Origin of the sequence: Novosphingopyxis baekryungensis DSM 16222 (genome assembly GCF_000420305.1) — a bacterium.
Classification (GTDB): Bacteria; Pseudomonadota; Alphaproteobacteria; order Sphingomonadales; family Sphingomonadaceae; genus Novosphingopyxis; species Novosphingopyxis baekryungensis.
On sequence record NZ_ATUR01000005.1, the window covers coordinates 235,255 to 258,655 of the forward strand.

A 23,401-nucleotide genomic window follows, 5' to 3' on the forward strand; every position below is an offset into this window, starting at 1 on the left:
ATGGTCGAGATTTTCACGGTCGGCGGCGGCGAGTATATCGTCAACGTCCTCAACGCCGTAGCCGCCTGGACCGGTGCGGGCGGCTACAAGAGCTTGATCCAGGTCGCGCTGGTGATGGGCATGGTGCTCGCGGTCATCGTGGTCGCGTTCAACCAGGACTGGCGTGCCTGGCTCAACTGGTTCCTCGGTGCGACGCTCATCTACATGTGCCTGATGGTGCCGCGCATGGACGTCCATGTGACCGACCGGGTTAATCCCAGCCTTGCACCGGCAACAGTGGCCAACGTTCCGCTCGGGCTCGCCCTGATGGCGAGCTTCACCAGCCAGGCGGGAGACTATCTGACCCGCTCTGCCGAGCTGGTATTCGGCCTGCCGGACGACCTCAACTACTCGAAGAACGGCATGATCTATGGCGCGCGGCTGCTTGAGTCGACGCGCAGCTTGCGCATTTCCGATCCGGAGTTTGCCGCGAACTTCGACGAGCATGTCCGGCAATGCGTGTTCTACGATCTGCTGCTCGGACGCTACTCGATGAAGGAGCTTTCGGAGAGCGACGATATCTGGGCGACGATCGCACCGGGCAGCGCGGCGCGCGCGCAGAAATTCCTGACCCGGCAGGCCGACGACAGCGTGACGGCCTCGATCATCACCTGCCGCGAGGCCTACACCGCGCTGTCGGGGCAATGGGCGAGCCTTATCGACGAGATGACTCTTGTCGCGGGGCGCCAGCTCTATCCGCGCCAGACCGAAGCACTTGCGAAGGCCAAGCTCATGGCCGACCTGCCGATTGCCTACCAGTATCTCACCGGCATCTCGCGCAGTGCGAGCGACATCTTCCGCCAAGTGCTGACGATCAATGCCATGAACCAGGCCATGCACGGCTTTGCCGGGGCGAGCGGCATGGGCAGCATCGACGTGTTCGCGCAGACCCGGGCCGATATTCAGACCGAGCGGACCTATTCCTCGATCGCGCACAACGCGATGAAATGGGTCCCCATCCTCAATGTCGTGCTGACGGTGGTGTTCTACGCGCTGTTCCCTGTCCTGTTTCCGCTGTTCCTGATGCCGCGGACAGGACCCATTGCGCTGCGTGGCTATGTCACCGGCTTCTTCTATCTTGCGGCGTGGGGACCGCTCTTCGTCATCCTGCACATGATCCTGATGTTCAAGGGCGCGGGCGATGTCGCCGCCGCTGGCGGCAGCACGGGTCTCAGCCTCGCGACCTTTGCCGGCATGAGCGACGTCAACAGCGATATCGGCATCTTGGCGGGTTATCTTGTCGCCTCGATCCCGTTCCTTGCCGGCGGGGTGGCGCGCGGTGCGCTGGCGATCTCGGGCCAGGCAACGAGCTATCTTAACCCGAGCCAGAACGCGGCCGAGGAAGCCGCGCGCGAAGCGAGCACGGGCAATGTCTCGCTCGGCAATTCGAACATCGACAATTCGACAGTGTTTTCCCGGCAATTCTCCCAGGGCAATCTTGCCCCCAACATTGCCTATGGCGCCACGCAGACGCGCGGTTTCAGCGACAGCGGCACGCAGACGACCAGCTTCCCCGATGGAGAGTTCGCTGCTGTCCCGAATTCAAGCTATCCGTTCACGCCGACACTGGGGCAGGACTTCACCGGCCGCCTCGGAACGATGGCGAGCCAGAGCCGGACGCAGAGCGAGACCTATGCCAACCTCGCCCAGCAATCGACGAGCTCTGCGCTCACCCGGTTCAGCGAGATCCGCAACGCCTACAGCCAGGGTCAAAGCTCCGACACGGTCAGCGGCGTTGGCACCAACGACAGCATCGGCACGGCATTCAGCGAAGTCGACAATGCCTCAAGGACGCTCCAGCAGCAGTTCGGCCTGTCGCGGCGCGCGTCCGACGACATTACTGTATCCTGGTTCCTAAATGGAGAAGCTTCCGCAGGCGTAGGAGGCAATTTGGGGCCAGCAACTCTTGGAGCCAAGGCGACTGGCGGTCGCAATCAGTCGTGGACGGACAGCGATATCGGAATCGCTTCGGAAGACCGTGGCAGGATCATGGGAACGCTGCGTCAGCTTTCCGACAGTCGCAACTGGTCGAACACGCGTGAAGGCTTCCTGCGCGAGACGAGCTCGAGCTCGGTATCGCAAGTGTCGACCAGCTCGTCGGGTCTCAGCCGATCGCTGACCGAAGCCGAAAGCTACACGCGAGAGGCGCGTCGGGCCGAAGAGATGGCCAGCCGCCTCGAGAACCAGGCCAGCTGGTACGAGAGCAACAGCGCCGCAGGCACGCTGAACCTGAGCCAGGCTTATCGCGAATGGGGCATGGCCGAGATCGAAGCCAATCGCGACTATTACGGGCCGGTGCGCTTCGACGACATCGAGTTCCAGATGAGTGCGCGCGGCCAACAACTGCAATCGCGGTTTGTCGAAAGCTATGCTGACCGCTTGCAAGACGACGTCGAAGCCGACCTTTGGCTGCCAGACTTCGCTCCTGTCAGCCGCCCCGGGATCGGAGGTGCTGGACAGGTGCGCGCAAGAGGAGCTGTGGGCTCTGCGGGTGGTCGCTCAATGCCCGATGCTCCTGATCGGTCTGACATTACGGATGAGGTCGAGCGGGTTCGCCAGCAGGGTCGTGGAAGGATTGGCACCGTTCGAGGTTACCTGGACCGCCAGACGCAGGGCGCCACGGGCGCAAGCGAGGAAGCAGCAGATGATGTGAAGGAGTGGTAAGGTTCAGAGGACCAGGTCGTAGACGATGACGAAGATCACGAATGCTACGAGCAGCGTGAGCACCGTGATGATCTTCGTCCGTCCCCAGGGGTCGGCCCAAGCCTTCTTCCAAGAGTATGACGTGAGGCGATTTTCGGAGATGGCACGGTCGATCTCTCGTAGGCCCTTCCAGTCCGTATGGTCGTTTTGACCCTTCTCGTCATCCATTTCCATCACTCCGACCTACATAAAGCAGCAAATTTGATGCATTAACGGTGATAAGCCAATTTACGCCTCGATATTGACACATTAAATATCGTCATGTAAAGGCGCAAAATCGCTACACAAAGCTCCATATTGAAGATAATGTCTCGATAATGACGCATTATAATTCACCAGATCTGCGCCCTCTCTCGGTGCTGCTATCCGACCTCGGGAAGCAGATCGAAGCGTATCGCATATCACGCAATCTCAAGCAGGCCGAGCTTGCGGAAATGGCTGGCATCTCGCGTTCAACGCTCGCCCGCCTGGAAGCTGGCAATGGCGGGACCATCGATAGCCTTGCCAGGATAATGCGCGCGCTTGAAATTGAAGACCGCCTCTTGGATGTCATGCCGGACGCCAAGCTGAGCCCGCTCGATCCCCGATCCGACACCGGCAAGGCGCGGCAAAGGGTGCGCAAGTCTTCTGAAGGCGAGGCTGGCGAGGAATGGAGCTGGGGTGACGAGGCCCCATGACGCGTGCCGTAGTCAATCTCTGGGGTCGTCAGATCGGCGCCGTCCTGTGGGATGAGGATCGCGATGTCGGGGTTTTCGAATACACTCCGGAATTCAGTCGCAGCGGTATTGAAGTCGCCCCGCTCACAATGCCATTACGAAGCGGCGTCTACGATTTTCCCGCGCTCAACTACGAGACCTTCAAAGGGCTGCCGGGCATGCTGGCCGACAGCCTGCCCGACAAGTTTGGCAACGCCCTCATCAATCGTTGGCTTGCCGAGCAGGGCCGCACAGCCGACAGCTTCGATCCGGTCGAGCGCCTTTGCTATACCGGTCGCCGAGGCATGGGAGCGCTCGAATTCGAGCCTGCCACCGGCGAGCGCCGTGAACAGGGCCGAACGGTCGATATCGCTCCGCTTGTCGAGCTCGCCAACAGGGTCATTGCCGCGCGTGAAGAACTGGCCGGTGTGCTCAAGGGTGAGGATGATCACCGCGCACTCCAGGAGATCCTGCGCGTCGGAACATCTGCTGGTGGTGCCCGGGCCAAGGCCGTCCTCGCCTGGAACGAGGAAACCGGAGAATTCCATTCAGGGCAGCTGACTGCAGGGCCCGGCTATACGCAATGGCTGGTCAAGTTCGACGGCGTGTCGGGCAATGCTGACAAGGAACTTGCCGACCCGATGGGCTTCGGTCGGCTTGAATACGCCTGCTATCTGCTGGCCCGGGAGGCTGGCATCGACATGGCTCGCTCTCGCCTGCACGAAGAAGGTGGACGAGCACATTTCATGACCCAGCGCTTCGACCGCACGCCTGACGGCAAGAAGCTCCACATGCAGTCGCTTTGCGCGATGCGCCATTTCGATTTCAATCTGGCCCGCGCATACAGCTATGAGCAGGCGATCGAGACCATCCGCATGCTCGGTCTCGGGCGCGAAGCGATTAAGGAGCAGGTGCGCCGCGCGCTGCTCAATGTCTTCATTCGCAACCAGGACGACCACACCAAGAACATCGCCTTCCTGATGGATAGCTCGGGTCGCTGGAGCCTCTCGCCCGCATTCGATGTCGTCTACGCCTACAATCCCAAGGGGGATTGGACCAACGAGCACCAGATGTCGCTGGCTGGCAAAACTGACAATTTCCTACTTGAAGACTTGGTGACTTTCGGAAAGTTTGCGGACCTAAAGGCGCATGAAACCAACGCGATCATAGGAGATATCCGGTCTGCGATATCCAGGTGGCAAGAGCTCTCATCGCAGGCGGGCGTACCGTCCGACATGTCCATCAAGGCGCAAAACGGCTTCAGAAAACTGTGAGCACGACTGCTTCCGCTGACCGAAACCGAGCGCTCGAGCATCGAAGGGGTTGGAGAGAGATTTGATAATTGCGAAGAATTTCGATGCGGCATTCGCGCGCTTCCAAGAGCTGGTGACGGCGAAATCCGGCAAACCATTCTCGAGTTTGATGACGGCATGGCAGCAGTCTGGGAAAGCTACAAACCACGCTTGCGGGAACATGCCTTATCCAAATTGTCTTCTGATTCCTGGCAATCAGCAGACATTGGTACTGGAAGAATTCTCGATCAAACAGTCGAAGCAATTGAGATACAGGATGCTGGCAAAAACCTGACGAACAACCTCGTCTTTTGGCAGAATCGATATGGACATGCGAACCGCGATCATCGCGCCCTCCTCGAAGCCCAGTCGAATCCGTCGCTTCGAAATGCACTGGAACAAGCCTTGTTCGACCACTTCCGTGCGGATCGTGCTGAAGGTGAGTCGTTTGAACAAATCGCCGAGCTAATCGGCAGAAAATACCCTTTGACCGCTTATCTATTTTTTCTGCGGGACTCAGCAAAGTACATGCCGATCCAGCCAACCGGTTTCGATCGAGCGTTCGACGCTCTCGGGATCGATTTTCAGACTTTGAGACAGTGCAACTGGAGCAATTACGAGACCTACAATGCCATTCTGCAGGGTTTACGTCCCAGCATCGCCAAAGCTGCCAACCTTTCAAACGTCCGCTTGGTTGACGCCCATTCCTTTTGCTGGATCTATTCGACGCTTTTGAAACAGGAGCTGGAAGGGTCGCTCCTACCGAAACCAGGCGCTTCGGGTACCGGTCACATCATTGGCGGCAGACAGAAGTCGATTATCGCTATGAGATATTCCGTTGAGGACACTGCAAAGAACTCAAACGGCCAGAGAGTCGAGCGCGTGGTTAAGAACAAGGACCTGCGTATGACTTCATCTCAGCTAGAAGAGTACATTGCAGCCTTGCTAGACCTGCAGGACAACAAATGTGCTTTGACCGGAATCCCGTTGCAGTTCCACGGTGACGGGGCAGATCCGAACCTATTGCCATCTGTCGATCGGATCGACAGCAACGGTCACTACGAAACCGGGAATCTCCAGGTTGTTTGCCGTTTCATAAACTTTTGGAAGAGCGACTCCGAGAACGATGAATTCAGAAGGCTGCTGATGCTCGTGCGCGGTGAAGAGCATTGATCTAGCTATTGAGAAAACTCGCGATATCGACAGTATGCATTTGCTAGTTGCATTTGTCTCGGCGTGCGGCACTCGGCTTCGAAGACTTTCGGAGAGCCAACCAGGATCGTCACGCACTTCGCGCGGGATGTCGCAACGTTCAGGCGATTGAGACTGTAAAGAAACTCCATCCCTCGTGGAGCGTCCGCATGCGAAGAGCTGGCGAGCGAGTAGATCGAAATCGGCGCTTCCTGCCCCTGAAACTTGTCGACGGTCCCAACCCGTGCATGCGGCAGGCGCTGCTGAATTTCGAAGACCTGGGCATTGTACGGCGCGATGATCAGGATGTCATCGCTTCCGACGGGATGCTCTTCTCCATTGCGGTCAACCCAGGTCGCTCCTTGCTGCAGGATGTCGTCTACCACGGCTGCGATAACATCGGCTTCCTCGGTAGAGCAGTTCTGATTGCCTTTGTGCTCGACGGGCAAGAAGCGGAGCCCCGTGCCCTCGGCGATGCCGCTGGCATTGACGCGTTGTCCAGCCGTCTCCTCCTTTGATTCAAGCTTGCCCTCATAGAAGAGTTCTGAAGTGAATCCGGAGATATCGGGATGCAGCCGCCAGGTAACGTCGAGGAACAGTCCTTCGTCAGATGCTATCGTCTGTTTCCCCGACAAGAGATGGTCGAGAGCCGAGCACCCAGTGCCGTCCGGATGGCTACCCTGCATGGGTTGGTCGAGTTGCTGAGGATCACCAAGCAAGACCAGAGTTTTGGCTGCCTGCGAGACCGCGAGCACATTTGCGAGGGACATCTGCGCTGCCTCGTCGACGAACAGAACGTCAAGACATTCAAACGCGTCCTCGGTCGACCACAGCCAGGCCGTCCCGCCCGCAACCTGGCAATCGCCATGCAAGGCGGCGAAGACCTCACCATTGCTCTTCTTAGCAAAGCGAAGGCGATCGGTGGCCTCTTCCTTTGAACCCCCTTTCGGCTTTTGAATGCACACAAGCGGCGTTGAGGTTTCCTCGGCAACCTCAATAACCTTGTCGAGTAGGTTGCGGATCACATCGTGGCCATTGGCCACGATCCCTACCTTTTTGCCTTGCTTCGCCAGCTCGCAGATCATGTGCCCGCCAGTATGCGTCTTCCCGGTTCCGGGCGGCCCCTGGATCGGCAGCACTCCCGACGCGACTAGCGGCGCAATCCGCACGCCGGCGGCCAGTGGCGTTTCGCCATCCAACCTGATTGCCGCATCGCCTCCAACTTGCGGAGCTACGCGCATGAGCATGTCTCGAGCGGGCCGGTAGGCATCGCCGTCGAACATGCCGTGCTCACAGACATAGCGCGCCAGTCGAACAAGCGATTCCTGCATGGGTTTCGATGAAACATGCTCGTGGACGAAGATCGCTTCGGGATGCTCGCTCGCCATGGCCGAGGTCTTCTTGATGTCGACAGTCCGGTGGCTGCGGGAAATGTCCTCTACCGAACCGACCGATTGGCCGCCCTGGACCTTAATTGCCTTGCCCGGGCGAATGTCGGCTTCCTGAGCTGGAAAGCTGTAACGGTCGATCGGACATTTTGCTGTTCCACCCACTGTCTCGATGTACTGCAGACCCGAGAGGCCCGCGCGCTCATCCAGTAGATCTTCGGCAGTAAGGTCGCATAGGCGGAAGTATTCCCACCAGCCTGCCTTCTCCTCGCGGCGATGCCATTCGAGCAGGTTCGCCAACAGCCAGCGACCATGCTCCTCGGCCGACCGATCGGCCGGATCGACCGGCACTCCATCGGTAAGTTGCTCGATCAACGGCGTGATCAGCTCGAGCCATTCGGAGAGGTTTTCGCTTGGTGCGCCATCGGCGATCTCCGGACGCGCAATGTCGGCTCCCTGTTCGAGCAATTTCTGCCGCTGCGCTTCCAGCCAATCGCGCAAGTATCGCGTCGCAACGCAGTCATCGCGGTTGTAAGCCTCGACGGTAGCGCGATCCTCGGCCTCGATCCCTGCGGGATCATTCGCTTCGAGGCACAGCTGAAGCCGCGTCAGAGCTTGGTTCGCGTCGGGCAGCTTGGCATCGCGTTCGTAGCCGAAGAGCGGCTCGAGCTTCTTGATCGAATAGCTTTCGACGCCAGCGCGAATTGCGTGTCGCACGACGCTGAGAAGGTCGACAAGAACCTTGCCGCGAAGCAGCCGATCGAGTTCATCTTCGCGCGTGGCATAGCGGCCCATGAGCCGCTTGAGCGCTCCCGGCTCGTATCCCCCGTAGTGATAGACATGCAGGTTGGGATAGGTTTCCAGCCGCGCGATAACGAAATCGACGAAGGTTTCGAATGCTGCCTTTTCTGCCTCGCGATCGAGCGCCCAGAGCCCCTGATAGCGCGTCTCTCCGCCGTCGATGTAATGAAAACCGTGGAGGTATTCGAGACCGTGCTCTCCGACGAAGGGGTCACCCTCGAAATCGAGGTAGATATCGCCTTCATCGGGCTCGGGCAGGCAAGCCAGTCCAAATCCGGGTACTGGTACAAGGAGCTCGAATTTGAGTTCGCCGGCAAGACGGCTTTCAAGCTGAACGCGGGCCTGCTCGCGAACGCGGGTGAAGCTCTTGAGCGAGCCGCGTTCTGGCTTCCAGGGCAAGAGCATGGCGAGTTCGGCAAGCTGCGCACCCGTCGTGACCCCGTGCTCCTTGAGTTCGGCGATCTGAAGGCTCGAAATCCCTGCCACGAGACAAAGATGGTCGTCTTCGCGCCGTTGCTTGTCGCAGCGGGTGCTCCAAACGCAGATATCGCAATGCGCGGCCGGTTCCGGATATGACTCCTGCGGATCCCCGCCGAGATAGGTCGCCATTCCTCCCTTTACCTGGCGGTAGTATGCCCCGAAATCGGAAACGCGATAGCGCTCGGGCACAAAATCGGTCCAGGGTGGAACGACGTGCGCAAACTCCGGCATACGGCCCTGAACCTCGCCGATGAGCTCGGAATAGAGGCAAAGCTGGAGGACCGTCCCGCCTTTGGTTTCGCGGGCCAGCTTGGTGTCTACAGCTTCATAAGACCAACCACCGAGATCGCTCGGCGTATCGACCTTCCGGAGGATGTCGGCGCGGCCGACCCATGCGCCAGAACGCAGAGCGCCCTGCACGATGACGTCAACGCCTTTGCGCATGGCCTCGTGTGTCGCCGCAACAGCTTCATCCGTAATTTCAACACCGTCGATACGCACGACGTGCAGCCCGAGGGTGGACAGGTGCTCGACATAGTCCTGCTCGTGTTTGGCCCCGCGTTCCCATAAAGCTTCGAGCAGCGGATCGTAGTACTTGGGTTTCGAGAGCTCACCCTTGGCAACAGCGTGCTCAAGACCACTCAGGTGCCGACAATTGAGGTAGCCGACCAAATCGGTCGCGCTGAAACGAAGCTGATCATTCTGGATTTTCACGGCGGGTGCTTCCTCCAATAGCGACATCAGCCGGGAGATGAGATCCTTGAGCTCTTGACATAGTGCCGATGGTCACACCCAAACCAAGGCGGGGCGAATGGCCACTCGGGCATAAGCCAGAGGAATTCGTCAGGTCTTCGACCTGAGATAAATGACCTCAAAAGCTTTGACAGCTCGATATTGTTGAAGCCTGTTGGCGAAGCTGAAGGCGTCATTCATCTCATACTGCTGAAAAATATCGAGACCGCGATCCAGCGCAATTTTCCAGCCCGTATCGGTCACGATGTGCCTTGCATGGATCGTATTCGTATCGTCGAATTCCCAGGTGAAGTTGATGCCAGTCCCCTCGCACGAAGATGCGATCGCAGAGAGGTTTTCTTCCTGCTTCTCCGGCCGAATTCCATCAATGCAGGTAATCAGATGCACATCGACTTCATCTGCGGGCGAGTGGCTTTTGGCGATCGTCTCGATGAGCTCCATTAGATTGCGCACTTGATAAAACGCACGGATGTAGGGATCAGTGATCGTGATCTTCGAAGCTCCGGTAAGGTAAGAGCCAAAAAGCTTATCGAACGTCACTCCCCTCTGATTTTCTGCGAAAGAAAAGTGGCCTTCACTTGGACCAGCGTCTGCAGGAGCCGCTCGGTCTGTCGCTTCTGCCTGTTGATGGTCCACTTGCCTCTCAGCAACAGCACCTTCCCCTTCCGCTCCGTTCCCTGAGGAACCATCGGTATCTTGAGCTCGCCTGTGATAAAACGCGGGATACTCGGCTTCTTCCAAGGTCGTAACGACAACCTTTTCGCCGCTCTTCTTTGTGAACGAAAAATCGACATCGGGATACGTCGTGTCGATACGCATCAACTGATCCTTCACGCGTTTGCGCCCCTCAAGGGCTAGCTTCAAAATCTCTTCAATCTCGTCTGCTGTTGCGTCACCATGAGGGAAGAGCAATTTCATCAGACCGGAAAAGGTCTTGTGGACACCATCGCGGTCGCGTGTGGAGATATCGGGCGAGAGATCAAAGTGATCCCGGTAACGATCCGAGAAATCGTCGTTACGCAAATGCCGCAGAATCTCTGCGAGGTAGTCAACGACGAACCCGTACCCTCCAGAGAACATTTCTCCGCGGATGACCCCCACTTCCCAACCGGGAATGTAGGTGTGAAGGCGATCAATGAAGGCGGAATCATAGTACTTGTCAGGCAGCTCATCAAACAGGTCCGTGTTTTTGAGCATGTAGGGCACGGTGTGTTTGGTGTTGCCTACGAACACCATCGAAGCTTCTGCCCCTAGCGGCTCGACACCGCGCGAGAAGCTCTTGTTGGCCATGTAGTTTTTGAGGATGTCGACAAGTGCTTTATCGACCTTCTTCTGCTTTCCGGCAAACTCGTCGAGTGCCACGACGTCCCAGTATCCCACCAGACCGATTTTGCCTGAGCTGTTGTTGACGAACAGCTTTGGCACCGTCACTTCCCCCCCTGAAACTAAAATACCGTGCGGAGAGAACTCGGAGAAGATGTGCGACTTGCCAGTGCCCTTTGGGCCCAACTCGATCAGGTTGTAATTGCGCTCTACGAACGGGATGAGCCGCATCAACTGGATGAGTTTCGAGCGGCGGCCAAACATCTCCGGGTCAAAGCCGACAGTCTGGAAGAGAAGGTCGATCCACTCATCGGTATCGAAGGTCTTGCGCGCTTCCAGGTATGCTTCGTAATCGAATTGTGAAAGCTGGATCGGCTTCATGGAGCCCAGGATCCATGGTGTGACGTTCTTGTCCTCGGTGTAGTCGTATTCGATATCAGCAATGCACCACACGCCTCCAACGAGCAGCTTGGGGTGCGCTTTCACGGTCCCTGAGTCGATCAGGACTTTCGAGATTCCAAGGTTGGCAAAACTGGCTTCGTACGCATCAGTCTTGTCGTTAAGAGCCACACTGATGCGATCAATGATCTTCCAGCGTCCTTTTTCTCGAATGTTGGATTTGATCAGGCCCGCTTCATTACGGTGCACGTAATGCTTGCGCAGGATCTCACGCACGGTTTCAATCCCAGACTGGATCGATTCCTCATCATTGGTGGCGCAGTACTGACCCAGCAGATACTCCAGCACGTATGTTGGAACGATGGCGTTGCCCTTAACCGCCTTTACAAGATCCTTGCGCACCACAAGCCCGGGGAAGCGTTCGTTGATCTTGTTATCTAGCGCGCTCATATCCCTGCCTCTCAGAAATCAAAGTCGTTGGTGAAGCTGCGGCGCAGAATGTAGCGCGCGCTTCGATATTCGCTGTAATGCGAGGTTTCTCCGTGCTGTTCTTCGAGGCGCAACACCACCTCCTTGCCATTGTAATCATCGGCCTTGCGTGACAGCAGGAAGCGGACTGGATGCTCGCGTTCCCGGGGATTTTCGGACCTAAAATCGAATAACAGTTCGTGGCTGTCTGAAATCAGGTCACCCGATTGCGAGAAAATCCCTGCGCGCAGGCGTCGTGCCTGGGTCTTCTCGGTGACTGGAACGGTTTGGTAGAACCTGACCGAGATCTGGCTGGCCGTAATTACCTGATTTGTGCTGCCAATGATCTCGACATCGACAATAGAGGTGTCGCTCTGCCGCTTCTTGTTAACGCGGACGACGGGAACCACCGCCTCTTGCAACGTGGCGCCACCATGCACGAAGCGGCTACCAGAACCCTTGAGGCGCAGGCGGTTAATCGACTTCGGCACCAAGATTTCGACGTCACCTTGCAACCCTGCCTCATCCGGCTTGTAGAGCCTGAGCCCCCGTTGGGGTTTAAGACCATGGCCGAGCACGAAGCGGCGATTGCGAAAGAGGATGGTCTCGCCCACCACCTCCGAACCTGAAAAGTCACTCTCGTCGATGGGTCGGTGCTGGTAGATGAATCCATGATCTGCGGTGATCAGCAAATTGTTGGCATTGGCTGCGGTCAGCTTCTTAACAAGCTGAACCAGCTCATCGAGCGCCTTCTCCGCAGCGTCAAACACCCGATCTTCTGTGGCAGCTTTATCGCCAGTCGCATCGATTAGATTGTGATAGACATAGATGACGTCGTGGTCGCGAAACAGCGACCGGTAGTCGTCTCGCTGCATCTTGAGGAGGTCATCTGCCAGCAAGGCCGTCGTTCGGTCTCCCTCGCGCCCGCGGCCGAGAATCTTCTTTCGGTTTTCGGTTCCCTGCGAGCTCTGACCATCAACGATCACAGCGCTGGTGTCATTGTCCGCGATCTGCAGGTCACGGTTCGGAAGCAGAGAGGCCATGCCAAGCTGGGTATAAGTCGGCAGCGATCCCAGCATTGTTTCGATTTCTGCGTCGTAACGGTCGAGCCCACGCACTCGACCCAATAACTCATCCGCCACTTCATAGCGCATGGCGTCCGAAATGATGACGCAGATCTTCTGGTCCCTCTGCCGATAAGGGGCGACGTGGGTGGCATAGAATGTCCGTTGGGCCGGCACAGGCGACGCATGCCACTTAGGTGCTGCATCGACATGGACCTGCCAGCTATCATTGAGGCGCAGCAGGTAGGTGTTCACATAATGGTTCTCCACCTGCTCATAAAGCTCGGCCATCAGGCTAGCCTGTCCCGACTTCTGCATGTGGTAGATGAACTTGCGATAGAGCTGATCGATGCGGAACCAGCTCCCGGCATAGCGGTTGACGCCTTCCGCCATGCTTGTCATGCCGAGGTTTACCTGCGCCATCGCTGCTTGAAATTCAGCTGCGAAGCCAATGGCCTCATAGAGATCGCGGAAGCGGTCGTACCAGTAGCTCTGGCGGCGCTGGCGGATCCAGCTTGCTACGTCTCCAGCCGCGAGTGTTCGCGCCGAGACACCACGCACGAGTGCGACGATAATCGCCCGATCAATATCTTCAAAATGGTCGAGATCGATAAGGCCGCGAAAATTGCGCGTTTCAAGATCGGCACGCACGCCCAGCACTTTAGCGTAATTGGAGGATAGTGCCTCGAAGGCTTGAGCTGCGTGGCGGTTGTTTTTCCAGCGGCGGAAAAAGACCAGCGCCTCTGGCGAAAGCCCCCCGGCTTCTCCCAGTCCCATGGCATAGCAGGCCTTAAACAATGACACCGCGAAATCCTCAATGCTGGGATGTACGGCCGTATAGCCATAATGTCGGCCCATCTGATCCCACAGGAATTCCCCAAGACCGGCCCGCTCCACTAAGCGCATGGCTTCGTCAGTTCCCTCTGCAAGATCGGCCAGCAGCCGCTCGACAACGGAGTCAAACCCACCTTCGCCACCGGCGCACACGCTCAGCATCTTCAGGCGCAAGGCGTTTGCCGTGTCGTCATTGTGGGCAAGCCGCTTGAGTAATTCGAGCCTGCGGGCGGAGCGGAAGAACTCCGCATGCGCGCGCACCACATCTTCAAGACCAAGCCCAAGGCCCAGTTCGGACAACCAGAGGGCTGCTTGGTCCGCCTTAAACGTGCCGTGGGCCAGCTGCACGTCAAGCAGCCAGTTGCCGATCAGCGCAGGCTCAGGCCCTTCGCGGTAGATCAGGAAGCGCCCCTGTGGCATCTCCCGCAGGATCCGGTGCTTTACCGCGAACTCGTTGTTGGCGAGCGCAATCTTCTCGACGCCGGGCAGCTCAAGAGCCTCGAACGTCTCGCGCAGCTCGCGTGCCGTATCTGTCCAGAACACGATTCGGTGACGGTCAAAAGCCGCTCCCAGGCCTTTGGCGATGCGATCATTCATGCTCAGTTATCCGCATCCGACAGGCCCTTGATGGGTTTGAGCGCCAGACCAAACTTCGGGTAGTTGGACTTCACCCCATCATCGAGATCGATTTCGATCTTCTGCGTGGCCAGCGGGTAGAGCACGTCGCGTTCGTATCCATCGAGCTCCTCGATCACCTTGGTCGCCTCGCCTACCTCTTTGAGCGCCTTGGTGCGCTGGGCAGGCGTAGCTTCGGGGTTCATGCTCTGCGCCTCCTGAGCCTTGCGGTGGGCCTCCAGTTTGTTGCGGTATTCGCGAAGGTAATCGTTCAGTACCACGCTGACCGTGTCCGACCGATAGCGGTGCATGTAGATCAAGGCTTGGAAGCTGCCTTTGGGGCTGGCGAACATCCAGTAGATCGGACGCTTCTTGTAGCGACGCACATGGTAGTCATAGAAATCACGAGTGAACCACTTGCGGATATCCTTGCCCAGCGCGCCTTCAATTAAGGCCAGATTTTCCTGGAACTTCGCCTCGCCGAAGGTCACCCGCAGGAACTTGCGGAAACGTTCGGCGATGTCGTCGGAGAACCAGTCACCCTGCAGCACCGGGATGACATTGTCGGAATCCACGTCAAAGCTGGGCTCCGGCACACGTGCAAGGTATTCGGCGAAACCTTCGCCCTGATTGGCCAGGATCAGTCCGGGCGCATCCAAGCTGAAGCGGCCAAACATGCAACCTACGGCATAGTGCAGGAATTCTTCCATTGTGCGCGCAAGTAGATCTGCCTCACGTTGCTCGTCCGCCTTGTCGCCCTTGATCGAATAGGCGGGGTTGCAGGTGAGGGTAATTTCCTCCAGCGGCACCTCGGAAGTCAGTTCATCTTGCAGGTCATAGGCGTCGATGAAGATGCGATTATTCTCTTCCTCCAGCCGCTGCATTTCTTGGGTCATGCCGTGCCAATGGGCGCGCAGGCTCGCGTAGCTGCCTGCCAGCGTCTCAGACCGATGCTCGGAGGCGAGAAGCGGCAGCGAGGCGAAATCCCAAGAAGTCTCGTAAGCGTCCCAGTCGGAGCGGGAGATTGCAATAATCGCATCGGCAATTTCGATGATCTTATCACGATCTTTGAATGCACCAGCCATCAGTGGAAAACCAAGGACTGTCTCCATTTCAAAATTAAGCGTAGGACTTATGGATGACAATATGTGCTGGGCAACCGTTGATCCTAATAACGCCGCGTATTGTTTCGCGTCACTTTCAAGTTTGGGGAATATACTAGATCCGGCGACGTCCCAAACATAGCCTTGAGGCAAATATCTCGCCGCAAAATTTCTAGTGCTAATCTTGTTCCAGGATACGCATTCACGAAAATACAAGTCGGAATTTTCCGATCTTCTCCTCGTCAAGCCACGCCCTTCATCTCGCCAATTGAGCAGGAATTCGCCGTTGCCATACCAACGCCTATAATCCCCCCCTTTTGTGTAAGGAACCCAGTATTGCGTTTTGCGATACTCTCTGTCGTATATTTGTGGAGGTACTAGGGAAGTATTTCGTGAGACTTCAGGCCAGAAGCGCAGGAATGAGTTGTTATCACCCGTAATCATTCCCTGGATCCCACGCACACCTTTAGACAGCGGAGAAGCTTTTGAGAACACCTTTACCAAGTCCGCACTCAGCCAGTAAGTGATCAAACTACCTGGGATCTCGGCAAATATCGCTGAAGGGACTTTAAAATAGAGTCCCGCTCTACGATTAGAGATCGCCGACGACAGCATGCTTGCTTTCTCGGCTTCATTGGCACCATCAACGAGGCGGACATAATCGCCGTATATGTCGGGCCAGTATGCGTTGGATATTACAAATGCCGTTGTAGATACTACTGCTCCACCAATGGTATCAAAAGCGCGCTCGCCCAAATGGGCCATTGAGATAATAGTCGTACTTTTGAGAATCTTATCGCGGAGCTTTTCGAATGAGGAGAGAAACATCCAAGACTGCATGTTAATCATTGCCATCAGCCCATGCCCGAGCGTCAGTGCCAGCGAGCGTTCCATGAACATGGCGAACAGGTCAGATTTACTGCCTGGGTATCTGGCCTTTGCATAGTCAGATAACTTCCCGTTCATCCCCTTAGAACCCATGTAGGGCGGGTTAGCCACGACCACATGGTATTTAGGCGAGAGCGCCTCCGCCATCTCCAGAACCTTCAGCACCCGCTCCTGCACTTCGCGCAGCAGCAGGTCGCCGCCGAAATCCTTCAGCCTCACGACCCGGGCCACCTCGGCAGGGTCGCGCAGCTTCGGCACAATTAGCGAGCCGAAGTTCTTTGCCTGCTCGAACTGCCCCATCGTTGCGCGAAAATCGGCGGTGAACAAATCGCTGCCCACCACGGTAGCGACGTCCTGCATCTCAGATGGCGTGAAGCGTACATCTTGCAGCACGCAGATATTCGGCTGCACCGCTTGACGGAAGAACCTGCGGCGCCCGAGCATGGTTGCCGCCTTCATCGCTAACGCGAATGCAGCCAGCGCACCCGCTCGTTCATCGATCTCGATCCCGTATAGGTTGTGGGTCAGGATCAACCCAGGAATCTCGGTCGCCTCATACCCCTCTTCCTCATAGATCGCGTAAAGCAGATCGAAGGAATAGGTCAGCATGTGCCCTGACCCGCAGGCCGGATCACAAAGGCGGATATCCTGTGGCCGGGAAATGCGCAGGAAATCGGTTTCTGGCTCTTCAGGCGCGATGTAATAGTCCATCTTCGCCGCGAGCTTCGAGGTCGGGCGGTTCAGCAGCCAGAGCCGTCCCAGCGAATTCTCCACCAGATAGCGCACGATCCAGTGCGGGGTGAAAAGCTGGGTCGCCGCCGGAATGTTCTCGGCCGTGATCTTCTTGTTCTTCTTGAGGCCCGCGAAGACCTCATCCTTTCTCTCCGATATATAGAACTGGTAGAGCCAGCCGATAACCTCGACATCCTCGCAAACGTCGGGGGTCATGGCTTCGCGCACATAGGCCAGGATCGAGGCGTTCGACAAAAGATCGTCGGGTAGAAGTAGCTCTGTGTAGTCGTCGATCCGCTCGAACAGGAACGGTATAGCCCTGTGTAGGTCGTTGCAAATGGTGACGATAAGAAGCCGATAGGCCTCGGTCTGGGCATCGGAACTCGGGGTGCGGCCATCCAGTAAGCCGCGAACCTGTTCACGGATCCTCTCAGGCACATGGTCCTCGTCCATGTGCCCAGCTTTGGCCTCGGCCAAGATCTCTGGCTGAAACTGACCGGAGACAGGCGAAACAACGCGAACCTTATTCAACTCATTCATATCCATGAAACGAAGAGCTGAGAAGCGATTAAACCAAGTGTAGGCAACACGCTCGACTACCTGATCCTGCCCGTCCTTGGCGATAGCCGCCTCAAGTTTCCTCATCGCATCGGGATGCTCGCGGCGGGCTGCCGAGTTCTCGGCAATCACAGATTCAAGCTTGGCGCTGACCTGCGCAATCAGTGCGCGGCGGGCAAACTGCGCGAATTTTTTGAGCTTCGAGATATCCATCAAGCAGCTGCCCCTTCATTTATGCGCCGGAGGGAATGATCCCCGAATTGCTTTTTCCACTGTGCAACGTTCAGAACGATGCAGCTGGTCGCGCAGTCGCGCTCCCAATCAGCATGAGACAGTGGAATTGATCTTTTGAGTTCGTCCTGCTTCGCTAAAAGCAGCGCGCTATCCAGTTTTTTCATAGAAATGAGAGCGATGTAGACAATCGCTCGCTCACCTTTTCCCTGGATTGACCGAAAGAAAAGCGTGTCTCGGAATTTGCCTGAGAGGCTTTGCACCAGCTCTCCGGATTTCAGCTTCTTCTCAAACGCTTCAGGGTCCTTAGCCGCAGGGTCGTCCGGGTCCTTTATTTCAACGAAGATATCACGGTCCTCGTACTCCGCGATAAAATCGACCCGCTTAGCGGTGCTTGCTCCATGATACGCAGCGTCGTCAAAATGAAAGACAGACTTCGCCTCCGAGAACGTCAACTCCAGATCGAACTCTCGAACGGTCGTCATAGTTTGACGCCTTCCAGCGAGCGATCAACCTCCGCATCGTACAAGTCACTAAATGTCTGAGATATTCCAGTCTCGGAAATGCGGGAATAATCATCAATTGATTGAACGGATATAGATCCATCGTCCGCCGCATTAGCTATGACGTGATAGAGGATGTGATCCTCCTTGCCCTTGTCCATGAGCAAATCGAACCATTTCAAAAGGACATAATCGTGCGTAGCCAGAATGATCTGCTGGCCGTTGCGCGATAGCTCGAGAAGCACCTGGACAACCTCGTTCATGAGCGCCGGATTCAGGTTTGCCTCGGGCTCATCCCATAAAAGGACGCCAGTGTTTCCTGGGTTGATTGATCCATTGCAGAGCAAGCGGTGCAGGACGCCAATTTTCCGATAGCCTTCGGCCGTCATGCCGCTCGAAAATGATTCCCTACTTCTAGCGACGAACCGGAGGACCGTAGAGTCCTGATACATTTGTGCGGTCTTGGCGCGCGACCGATCCGGATCTGGCCGTTCCTCGTATTCTCCGGGTTCAAACTGAAACCCGCCGCCGTTTGTCCACCGGTAGCGTCCGCCGACAAGTGAGACCAATTCACGAACGATGTTTGAGAGCCTCGGATCCTCTTCCAGATTGGCGGCCTCATCTTCAAAACTGGGCGTGGTGAGGAGTGCAGCCAAGTCGAGGTAGGTGTCATCGAAAATCATCTCGACAGTCGCCCGATCATGATTTTCATCCTGCATGGCGCGAACGAGCGACAGGACTTCCTTCGTCGGGATGAACACGGGGCGGGACTGCGCTTCAGAGCGAGCGTCCGTCTCTAATTGGACCTCCGTGGACCTTCTTTTGAATGAAATGGCGGCCTTGGTGTCATCGCTTCCCTTAATGCACATCCTGGCTCCACCAGATGCTCCCCGGGCCCACAATTCGCCAATCTTGCTCTCGCCCGGAGAGAAAACTCGCAATAGCTTGTTCGTCAGCTGCGTGTCGGTGCCCCTTTCCGAACCCTCTACCTCCGATGCCGGTTGGCTTGCGATCGCCAACGTGTAGATCGCCTTGAGCAGATGTGTTTTGCCGGTTCCGTTCGAACCAATGATCACGTTGAGGCGCGGCGAGAGAGGGATATCCAGTTTCCCGAACGCCGTGAAATTCTCAATTTCAATACCCGCGATCATCAGACCGTGATCCTCTTGCCGCTCCGAATTTCAGCGAGCAGCGTTTCGCGATAGGATTGAAGGTATGTTTCAACGTCCGCCTCACTGGCGAGATACGGGCTCGTGAAACTGACCTTGAGATTGGCGGTCGAGACGTATTCTACCGGCGAGGGAGCGGGGGCCGGCTGCGGCGTAGTCCCTCCAGCTGGTTCCTCAATCCCCTTGCCTTCCCCAGATGGGGTAGGATTAGTGGCAGAAGGTTCGGGTGGCGCTGGCGGTGTGGCTAACCGGGCGATCTTCCCAAGCAATGCCGGATAGGTTTCCGAACGGAAATTGGCGGTACGCTCGCGGATCATAGCCACAAGTTTGGCATTGCGAACGCTGGCTTCAGCGGCCTCGCACTCGCTGAGAATCTCAGCCTTGGCTGCGGCATCCGATAGCGCGAATTCTGGTACCGCCTCAATCTTGGCCTTGAGCTCGGCTAGACCCTCAAGAGCGCTGTCCCGCTCCTGCACGATAAAAGCATCAACATGGGCACGCAGATTATCGAGATCTGCTTTGACCTGCTGTATGGCGTTACCCTTGTAGCAGAGCGGATCAGCCAGAACTTCGCGGATCGCCTCGGCCTGATTGCTTCCGGTGTAGGACAGGTTGGTCGCCTGCTCGGCAAGGAAATCGCGGGCCTCGTCATAGATCTTGCGCTGGGCCCCGCCCATAAAGCGTCGGATAGGGTCAACCACCTGCTCTTTCGCATCGAGCAACGCGTCTTCATTCCGCGGAAGGTCAGTGAAGTACCAGCCATAGGCCTTGTTCTCCACTTCGCGCAGTTGCGCGATGACTGGCGTGATCGCCACAACGAAAGGATAATCCTGGAGTTGCGCCTCAAACACTACAAGTTCCGCCGACAGCTTGGTGATAGCGTCTCCGGTTTCCTTACCCAAACCCTTCGCCTCGGACGCGACAGGCTGGCTATCGAACATCTCGGCATAGAATTCCCGAAGGGCCCGGACCTGATTGGCCGTGAACTCAACCTGCAGATCGAGCACTATGTTCGCCAGAGCATGCGCGTTCTTGAGCGCGTTCTCCAGCGCATCGCCTTCCAGCGGAGCACCATCTGATCGGGCTTCTAATTTGCCATGGGCGAAGAGGCTGGCGACCGTGCAGAGTATCGCAGCGTTGGGCCAGCCATAGGGCTTGACCTCGAACTTCTCGACGATCGCCTTGACCGAAGTGCGAACACCGGTGCGAACATTGCCTTGCGCAAAGTTGAGAACTTCCTGCTCGGCCTCGGTCAGGTTACTGCCTCCCGAAATCAGGGCACCCTCATTTGTCTGCCTCAGGAAGCGTCCGATATCAGTCTCGGCATAGGTCGCGCCGCGTAGCATCGGTAAATTGGTGTAGACCTTGTCGATCAGCGTCTGGAATGCGCGCCGGACCCTGGCTTGCGGATCTTCGCCGCGCAAATCCAGCTCTTCTCCGCGAACGTACAACTGCGCTTCCGCGATCAGAGTTCTCGCCCGAGTTGAAAGATCCCTGTAGCGGTTCGCGTTCTGCTGCCCCTTCTCACTAATGATCCGTTCGATAGAGGCCTGAGGGGCGGTCGCCCTAGTCTGACGGACATATTTCTCAGTCTGCTTGTACATCACCAGGTCACGGGCGAAGCGGTCGTCTGCCTTGACCAGAATCACCAGTTCGTCGCTTGACATGCTGGCCATCCGCAGCGCCTCAGTATTGCCGCTATGCTCGTGGAAAGGCGTAATTACATTGATCGAAAGCTCGTAATCCCGCCCTTGAAGACGATCGTCGAGCTTACGTGCAAACGAGTAGTCGTGGGACGCTCCGTCGTGGCGAATCTTACGGTCCTTGATGACCCCATCAAAGACCAGAGCCTCCATCTCCCGCGCAACCTCGGTGGCGTCGACATCGACATTCTTGATCTCCTGCTCGACATCCTTTTCCTCGTCGGTCAGGAATTCGAAGAGATCGCCGTTGCGCTGGATGTAGGTGTTTTGCTCTAGCAGGCTCAGCGCCGCTTCGACCCGGCGCTTAAGCTCGGTTTCATCCTCGTCGAACTTTTCGCGCATGAGGATAGCGATGTTGCGAGCTGTCGGTTTGAAGGGCTTCACATATTTGACGAGAAACAGGGCCTTCAAAATGCGCGTGGCGAACTCGTCACCGAGGTTGCGTTCGGCAATCTGGATGGATTGCTGAACACCGGATTTGAGTGCCGTGCGGATCCCCTCAAACATGAGATCAAAGGTCGCAATCTGGCCGAGCTCCAATTCAGCCAGATGGTTGGCGACCTCTTGGAACACGCCAAGCATCGAACGCTCGCCGACCGAACTGTGCCTGCCTTCAAACGCATTGTGCTGCGACAGCCCCTGTATCGCCATCTGAAACAGGGGGTACTGATATGGGATGAATGGGTAGCTGTGAATGAAGTGGTCGCGGTCTTCGAAGTTCTTCAGATGAATTGAACCGTCCGCAAAGTCGAACAACGTTCGCATGTTGTTGCTTTCGCGGCGGTACATATCCGAAAGGCTTTCAACCCCCATCTCCGTTTTTTTGAGCAGACGCTTCTGGATCACCTCGGCCACATCCGCGCTGTTAAGCGGCATGCGATTTGCAAAACGCGCCTGGATCTTTGAGAAATCATTTTCTTGGCGCTCATTCATGTCGCCAATGACTGCATTCATGTCCTGCTGCGCAGTCACGATAATCCAGGCACGCCCACGGCATTTGGTGTTCAGACTCTCGGCGATCGTCTGGAGGTTGGTCATCAGCTTGACGTTGTCAGCAATGTACTGACCGACCTCGTCAACGAAGAAATTGAGGCGAAAATCCTTGTCTTGGGCATCGATGTAAGCCTTCACCTTGTCGGCGAAATCCTCGATCGAAACCTTATAGTCCGAGCGATACTTGCTCAGAATTCCAGCGGCCTCTGACGCATCGGCACCGGTTGCCTTGGCATAAGCATTTGCAATGTTAGTGCCTTCAAGGAGGGCTTGCTCCCGCCCCCGTTCCCATGGTTTGCCCGCAATAGTCTCGTAAGCCTCGCGAAAAGCGCTGTAGACGTTACGGCTTTCAAGATCGCGTTCGAATTGGGCGATGTGGGGCTGTTTGCCGTAGTAGCCGCAAGCCTCATCAAAGACTTTTTGGAAGACCGACAACAGTGCGTCGACCTGGTTCTTGGAAATGACATCGGCCTTTTGGTCGATGTTGAAGAGGATGCTCTTAGAAGGGATCCCGACGGCACGCTTGAGGTCGGCCGAAAGAATTTCGTTTTGGACGCATTTGTCCTTGAACAGCTCGTAGGATGTTGTGCCATCGACCTGACGGTTCTCGAGCACCATCGCCAGCATTTTGAGGAGATGCGACTTGCCCGAACCAAAAAAGCCGGAAATCCAGACGCCGTTGGCTGTCGTGTAATTCTTGTATGCATCAAGAAACTTTTCGATCTGTTTCTCGATCTCGTTGGTAAGAACGTACTCTTCGAGCTCAATCCGCAGGCTTGCGTCGTCGTCTGCCTTGATGACACCCTCAATCGGACGATCGACGGGCTTCTCGAATATGTCGCGCAGAATGGTCATATTGCCCCTCAGACCTCGTAGTTGAAGATGTTGAAAGCACGATAATATTTATCATCGCGCAGTATTCCGAAAAGGTCCAGCGAAGCTCCGCTTGATAAAGCATGGGTGTAGCTGCCAGGAAAGAAAATAACTGTTGGTTTTTCCTTCGCCGTACTTTGAAGATTGTTCAGCACGTTGTGCGAGCGGATATAAGGGAAAACCTCGCCGACACCGGATAGAAAGAGAACATCAAACGATTGGCTAGCCAGCTTTTTGCCGATCTCAGGAATGAGGTGAGTCTCTGGATCCAAGACGTTTTGCAGGAGCTCCTTGAGCTCATCTTTCGTGACACTTTGTTCTGCAGCGATCAGCTCATCCCAAATCCCGCGCGCGCGCAACATTTCCACTGCTAGATCATAGAGATTGACGTCCAGCACCGTGACACCGCGATTAGCGAGCTGCCTTACGAGCTGAGCCCGAACTTGCTCCATGTCCACCGCGTCGCTGGCCGGGAATGGACAAATGAAGAAGGCTACTTCGTTCCCCAAGCCGAGCTTCCTAAGAAAGCGCTGGCTCGAAACTACTCCCAGCAAATGATCCTGACGCTCCCGAGGCGTCATGGTGTTAGTGTCTCTTGTCATT

13 protein-coding genes are annotated in these 23,401 nt (G+C 56.5%); 4 read left to right on the plus strand and 9 right to left on the minus strand.

The window, feature by feature from the left end; genetic code table 11:
* Complete coding sequence (locus G410_RS0110360; protein WP_022673589.1) at window positions 1-2,703, plus strand: conjugal transfer protein TraG N-terminal domain-containing protein; 2,703 nt, start codon at window positions 1-3, stop codon at window positions 2,701-2,703.
* 3 nt (window positions 2,704-2,706) lie between these two features.
* Here the strand turns inward: G410_RS0110360 and G410_RS0110365 are convergent, their stop codons facing one another.
* A complete protein-coding gene (locus G410_RS0110365; RefSeq protein WP_051137264.1) occupies window positions 2,707-2,916 on the minus strand; it encodes a hypothetical protein in 210 nt (69 codons plus the stop codon).
* A 143-nt stretch (window positions 2,917-3,059) separates the two neighbouring features.
* On the opposite strand from G410_RS0110365, the gene G410_RS0110370 reads away from it, so the two are divergent.
* The 3 genes from G410_RS0110370 to G410_RS17425 all read left to right on the plus strand — a co-directional run bounded on the left by G410_RS0110370 (window position 3,060) and on the right by G410_RS17425 (window position 5,902).
* Window positions 3,060-3,419: a helix-turn-helix domain-containing protein gene (locus G410_RS0110370; protein WP_022673591.1), complete on the plus strand. Its 360-nt coding sequence runs from the start codon at window positions 3,060-3,062 to the stop codon at window positions 3,417-3,419.
* Entirely contained in the window at window positions 3,416-4,711 is a 1,296-nt protein-coding gene (locus tag G410_RS0110375) for a type II toxin-antitoxin system HipA family toxin (protein ID WP_022673592.1), read from the plus strand. The genes G410_RS0110370 and G410_RS0110375 overlap by 4 nt, the downstream gene beginning before the upstream one ends.
* 156 nt (window positions 4,712-4,867) lie before the next feature.
* Complete coding sequence (locus G410_RS17425; RefSeq protein WP_211215013.1) at window positions 4,868-5,902, plus strand: hypothetical protein; 1,035 nt, start codon at window positions 4,868-4,870, stop codon at window positions 5,900-5,902.
* Window positions 5,903-5,907: 5 nt separating this feature from the next.
* Here G410_RS17425 and G410_RS0110390 read toward each other — a convergent pair whose 3' ends face one another.
* From G410_RS0110390 to G410_RS0110425, 8 genes are all read right to left on the minus strand, one after another.
* Window positions 5,908-9,303 carry a TM0106 family RecB-like putative nuclease gene (locus G410_RS0110390; RefSeq protein WP_028971347.1) on the minus strand — a complete coding sequence of 1,132 codons (3,396 nt, stop codon included), beginning with the start codon at window positions 9,301-9,303 and terminating at the stop codon, window positions 5,908-5,910.
* A 129-nt stretch (window positions 9,304-9,432) separates the two neighbouring features.
* Complete coding sequence (gene brxL / locus G410_RS0110395; RefSeq protein ID WP_022673596.1) at window positions 9,433-11,514, minus strand: BREX system Lon protease-like protein BrxL; 2,082 nt, start codon at window positions 11,512-11,514, stop codon at window positions 9,433-9,435.
* 11 nt (window positions 11,515-11,525) lie between these two features.
* Window positions 11,526-14,027 carry a BREX-1 system phosphatase PglZ type A gene (gene pglZ / locus G410_RS0110400; RefSeq protein WP_022673597.1) on the minus strand — a complete coding sequence of 834 codons (2,502 nt, stop codon included), beginning with the start codon at window positions 14,025-14,027 and terminating at the stop codon, window positions 11,526-11,528.
* Window positions 14,028-14,029: 2 nt separating this feature from the next.
* Window positions 14,030-17,539 carry a BREX-1 system adenine-specific DNA-methyltransferase PglX gene (pglX, locus tag G410_RS0110405; RefSeq protein WP_022673598.1) on the minus strand — a complete coding sequence of 1,170 codons (3,510 nt, stop codon included), beginning with the start codon at window positions 17,537-17,539 and terminating at the stop codon, window positions 14,030-14,032.
* Window positions 17,539-18,042: a hypothetical protein gene (locus G410_RS0110410; RefSeq protein WP_022673599.1), complete on the minus strand. Its 504-nt coding sequence runs from the start codon at window positions 18,040-18,042 to the stop codon at window positions 17,539-17,541. The genes pglX and G410_RS0110410 overlap by 1 nt, the downstream gene beginning before the upstream one ends.
* Complete coding sequence (locus tag G410_RS0110415; RefSeq protein ID WP_022673600.1) at window positions 18,039-19,211, minus strand: AAA family ATPase; 1,173 nt, start codon at window positions 19,209-19,211, stop codon at window positions 18,039-18,041. The genes G410_RS0110410 and G410_RS0110415 overlap by 4 nt, the downstream gene beginning before the upstream one ends.
* Window positions 19,211-22,780, minus strand: coding sequence for a BREX system P-loop protein BrxC (brxC, locus tag G410_RS0110420; protein WP_022673601.1), 3,570 nt, complete (start codon window positions 22,778-22,780; stop codon window positions 19,211-19,213). The genes G410_RS0110415 and brxC overlap by 1 nt, the downstream gene beginning before the upstream one ends.
* A gap of 8 nt (window positions 22,781-22,788) precedes the next feature.
* Window positions 22,789-23,400: a DUF1788 domain-containing protein gene (locus G410_RS0110425; protein ID WP_022673602.1), complete on the minus strand. Its 612-nt coding sequence runs from the start codon at window positions 23,398-23,400 to the stop codon at window positions 22,789-22,791.
* Between the last annotated feature and the right edge of the window lies 1 nt (window position 23,401).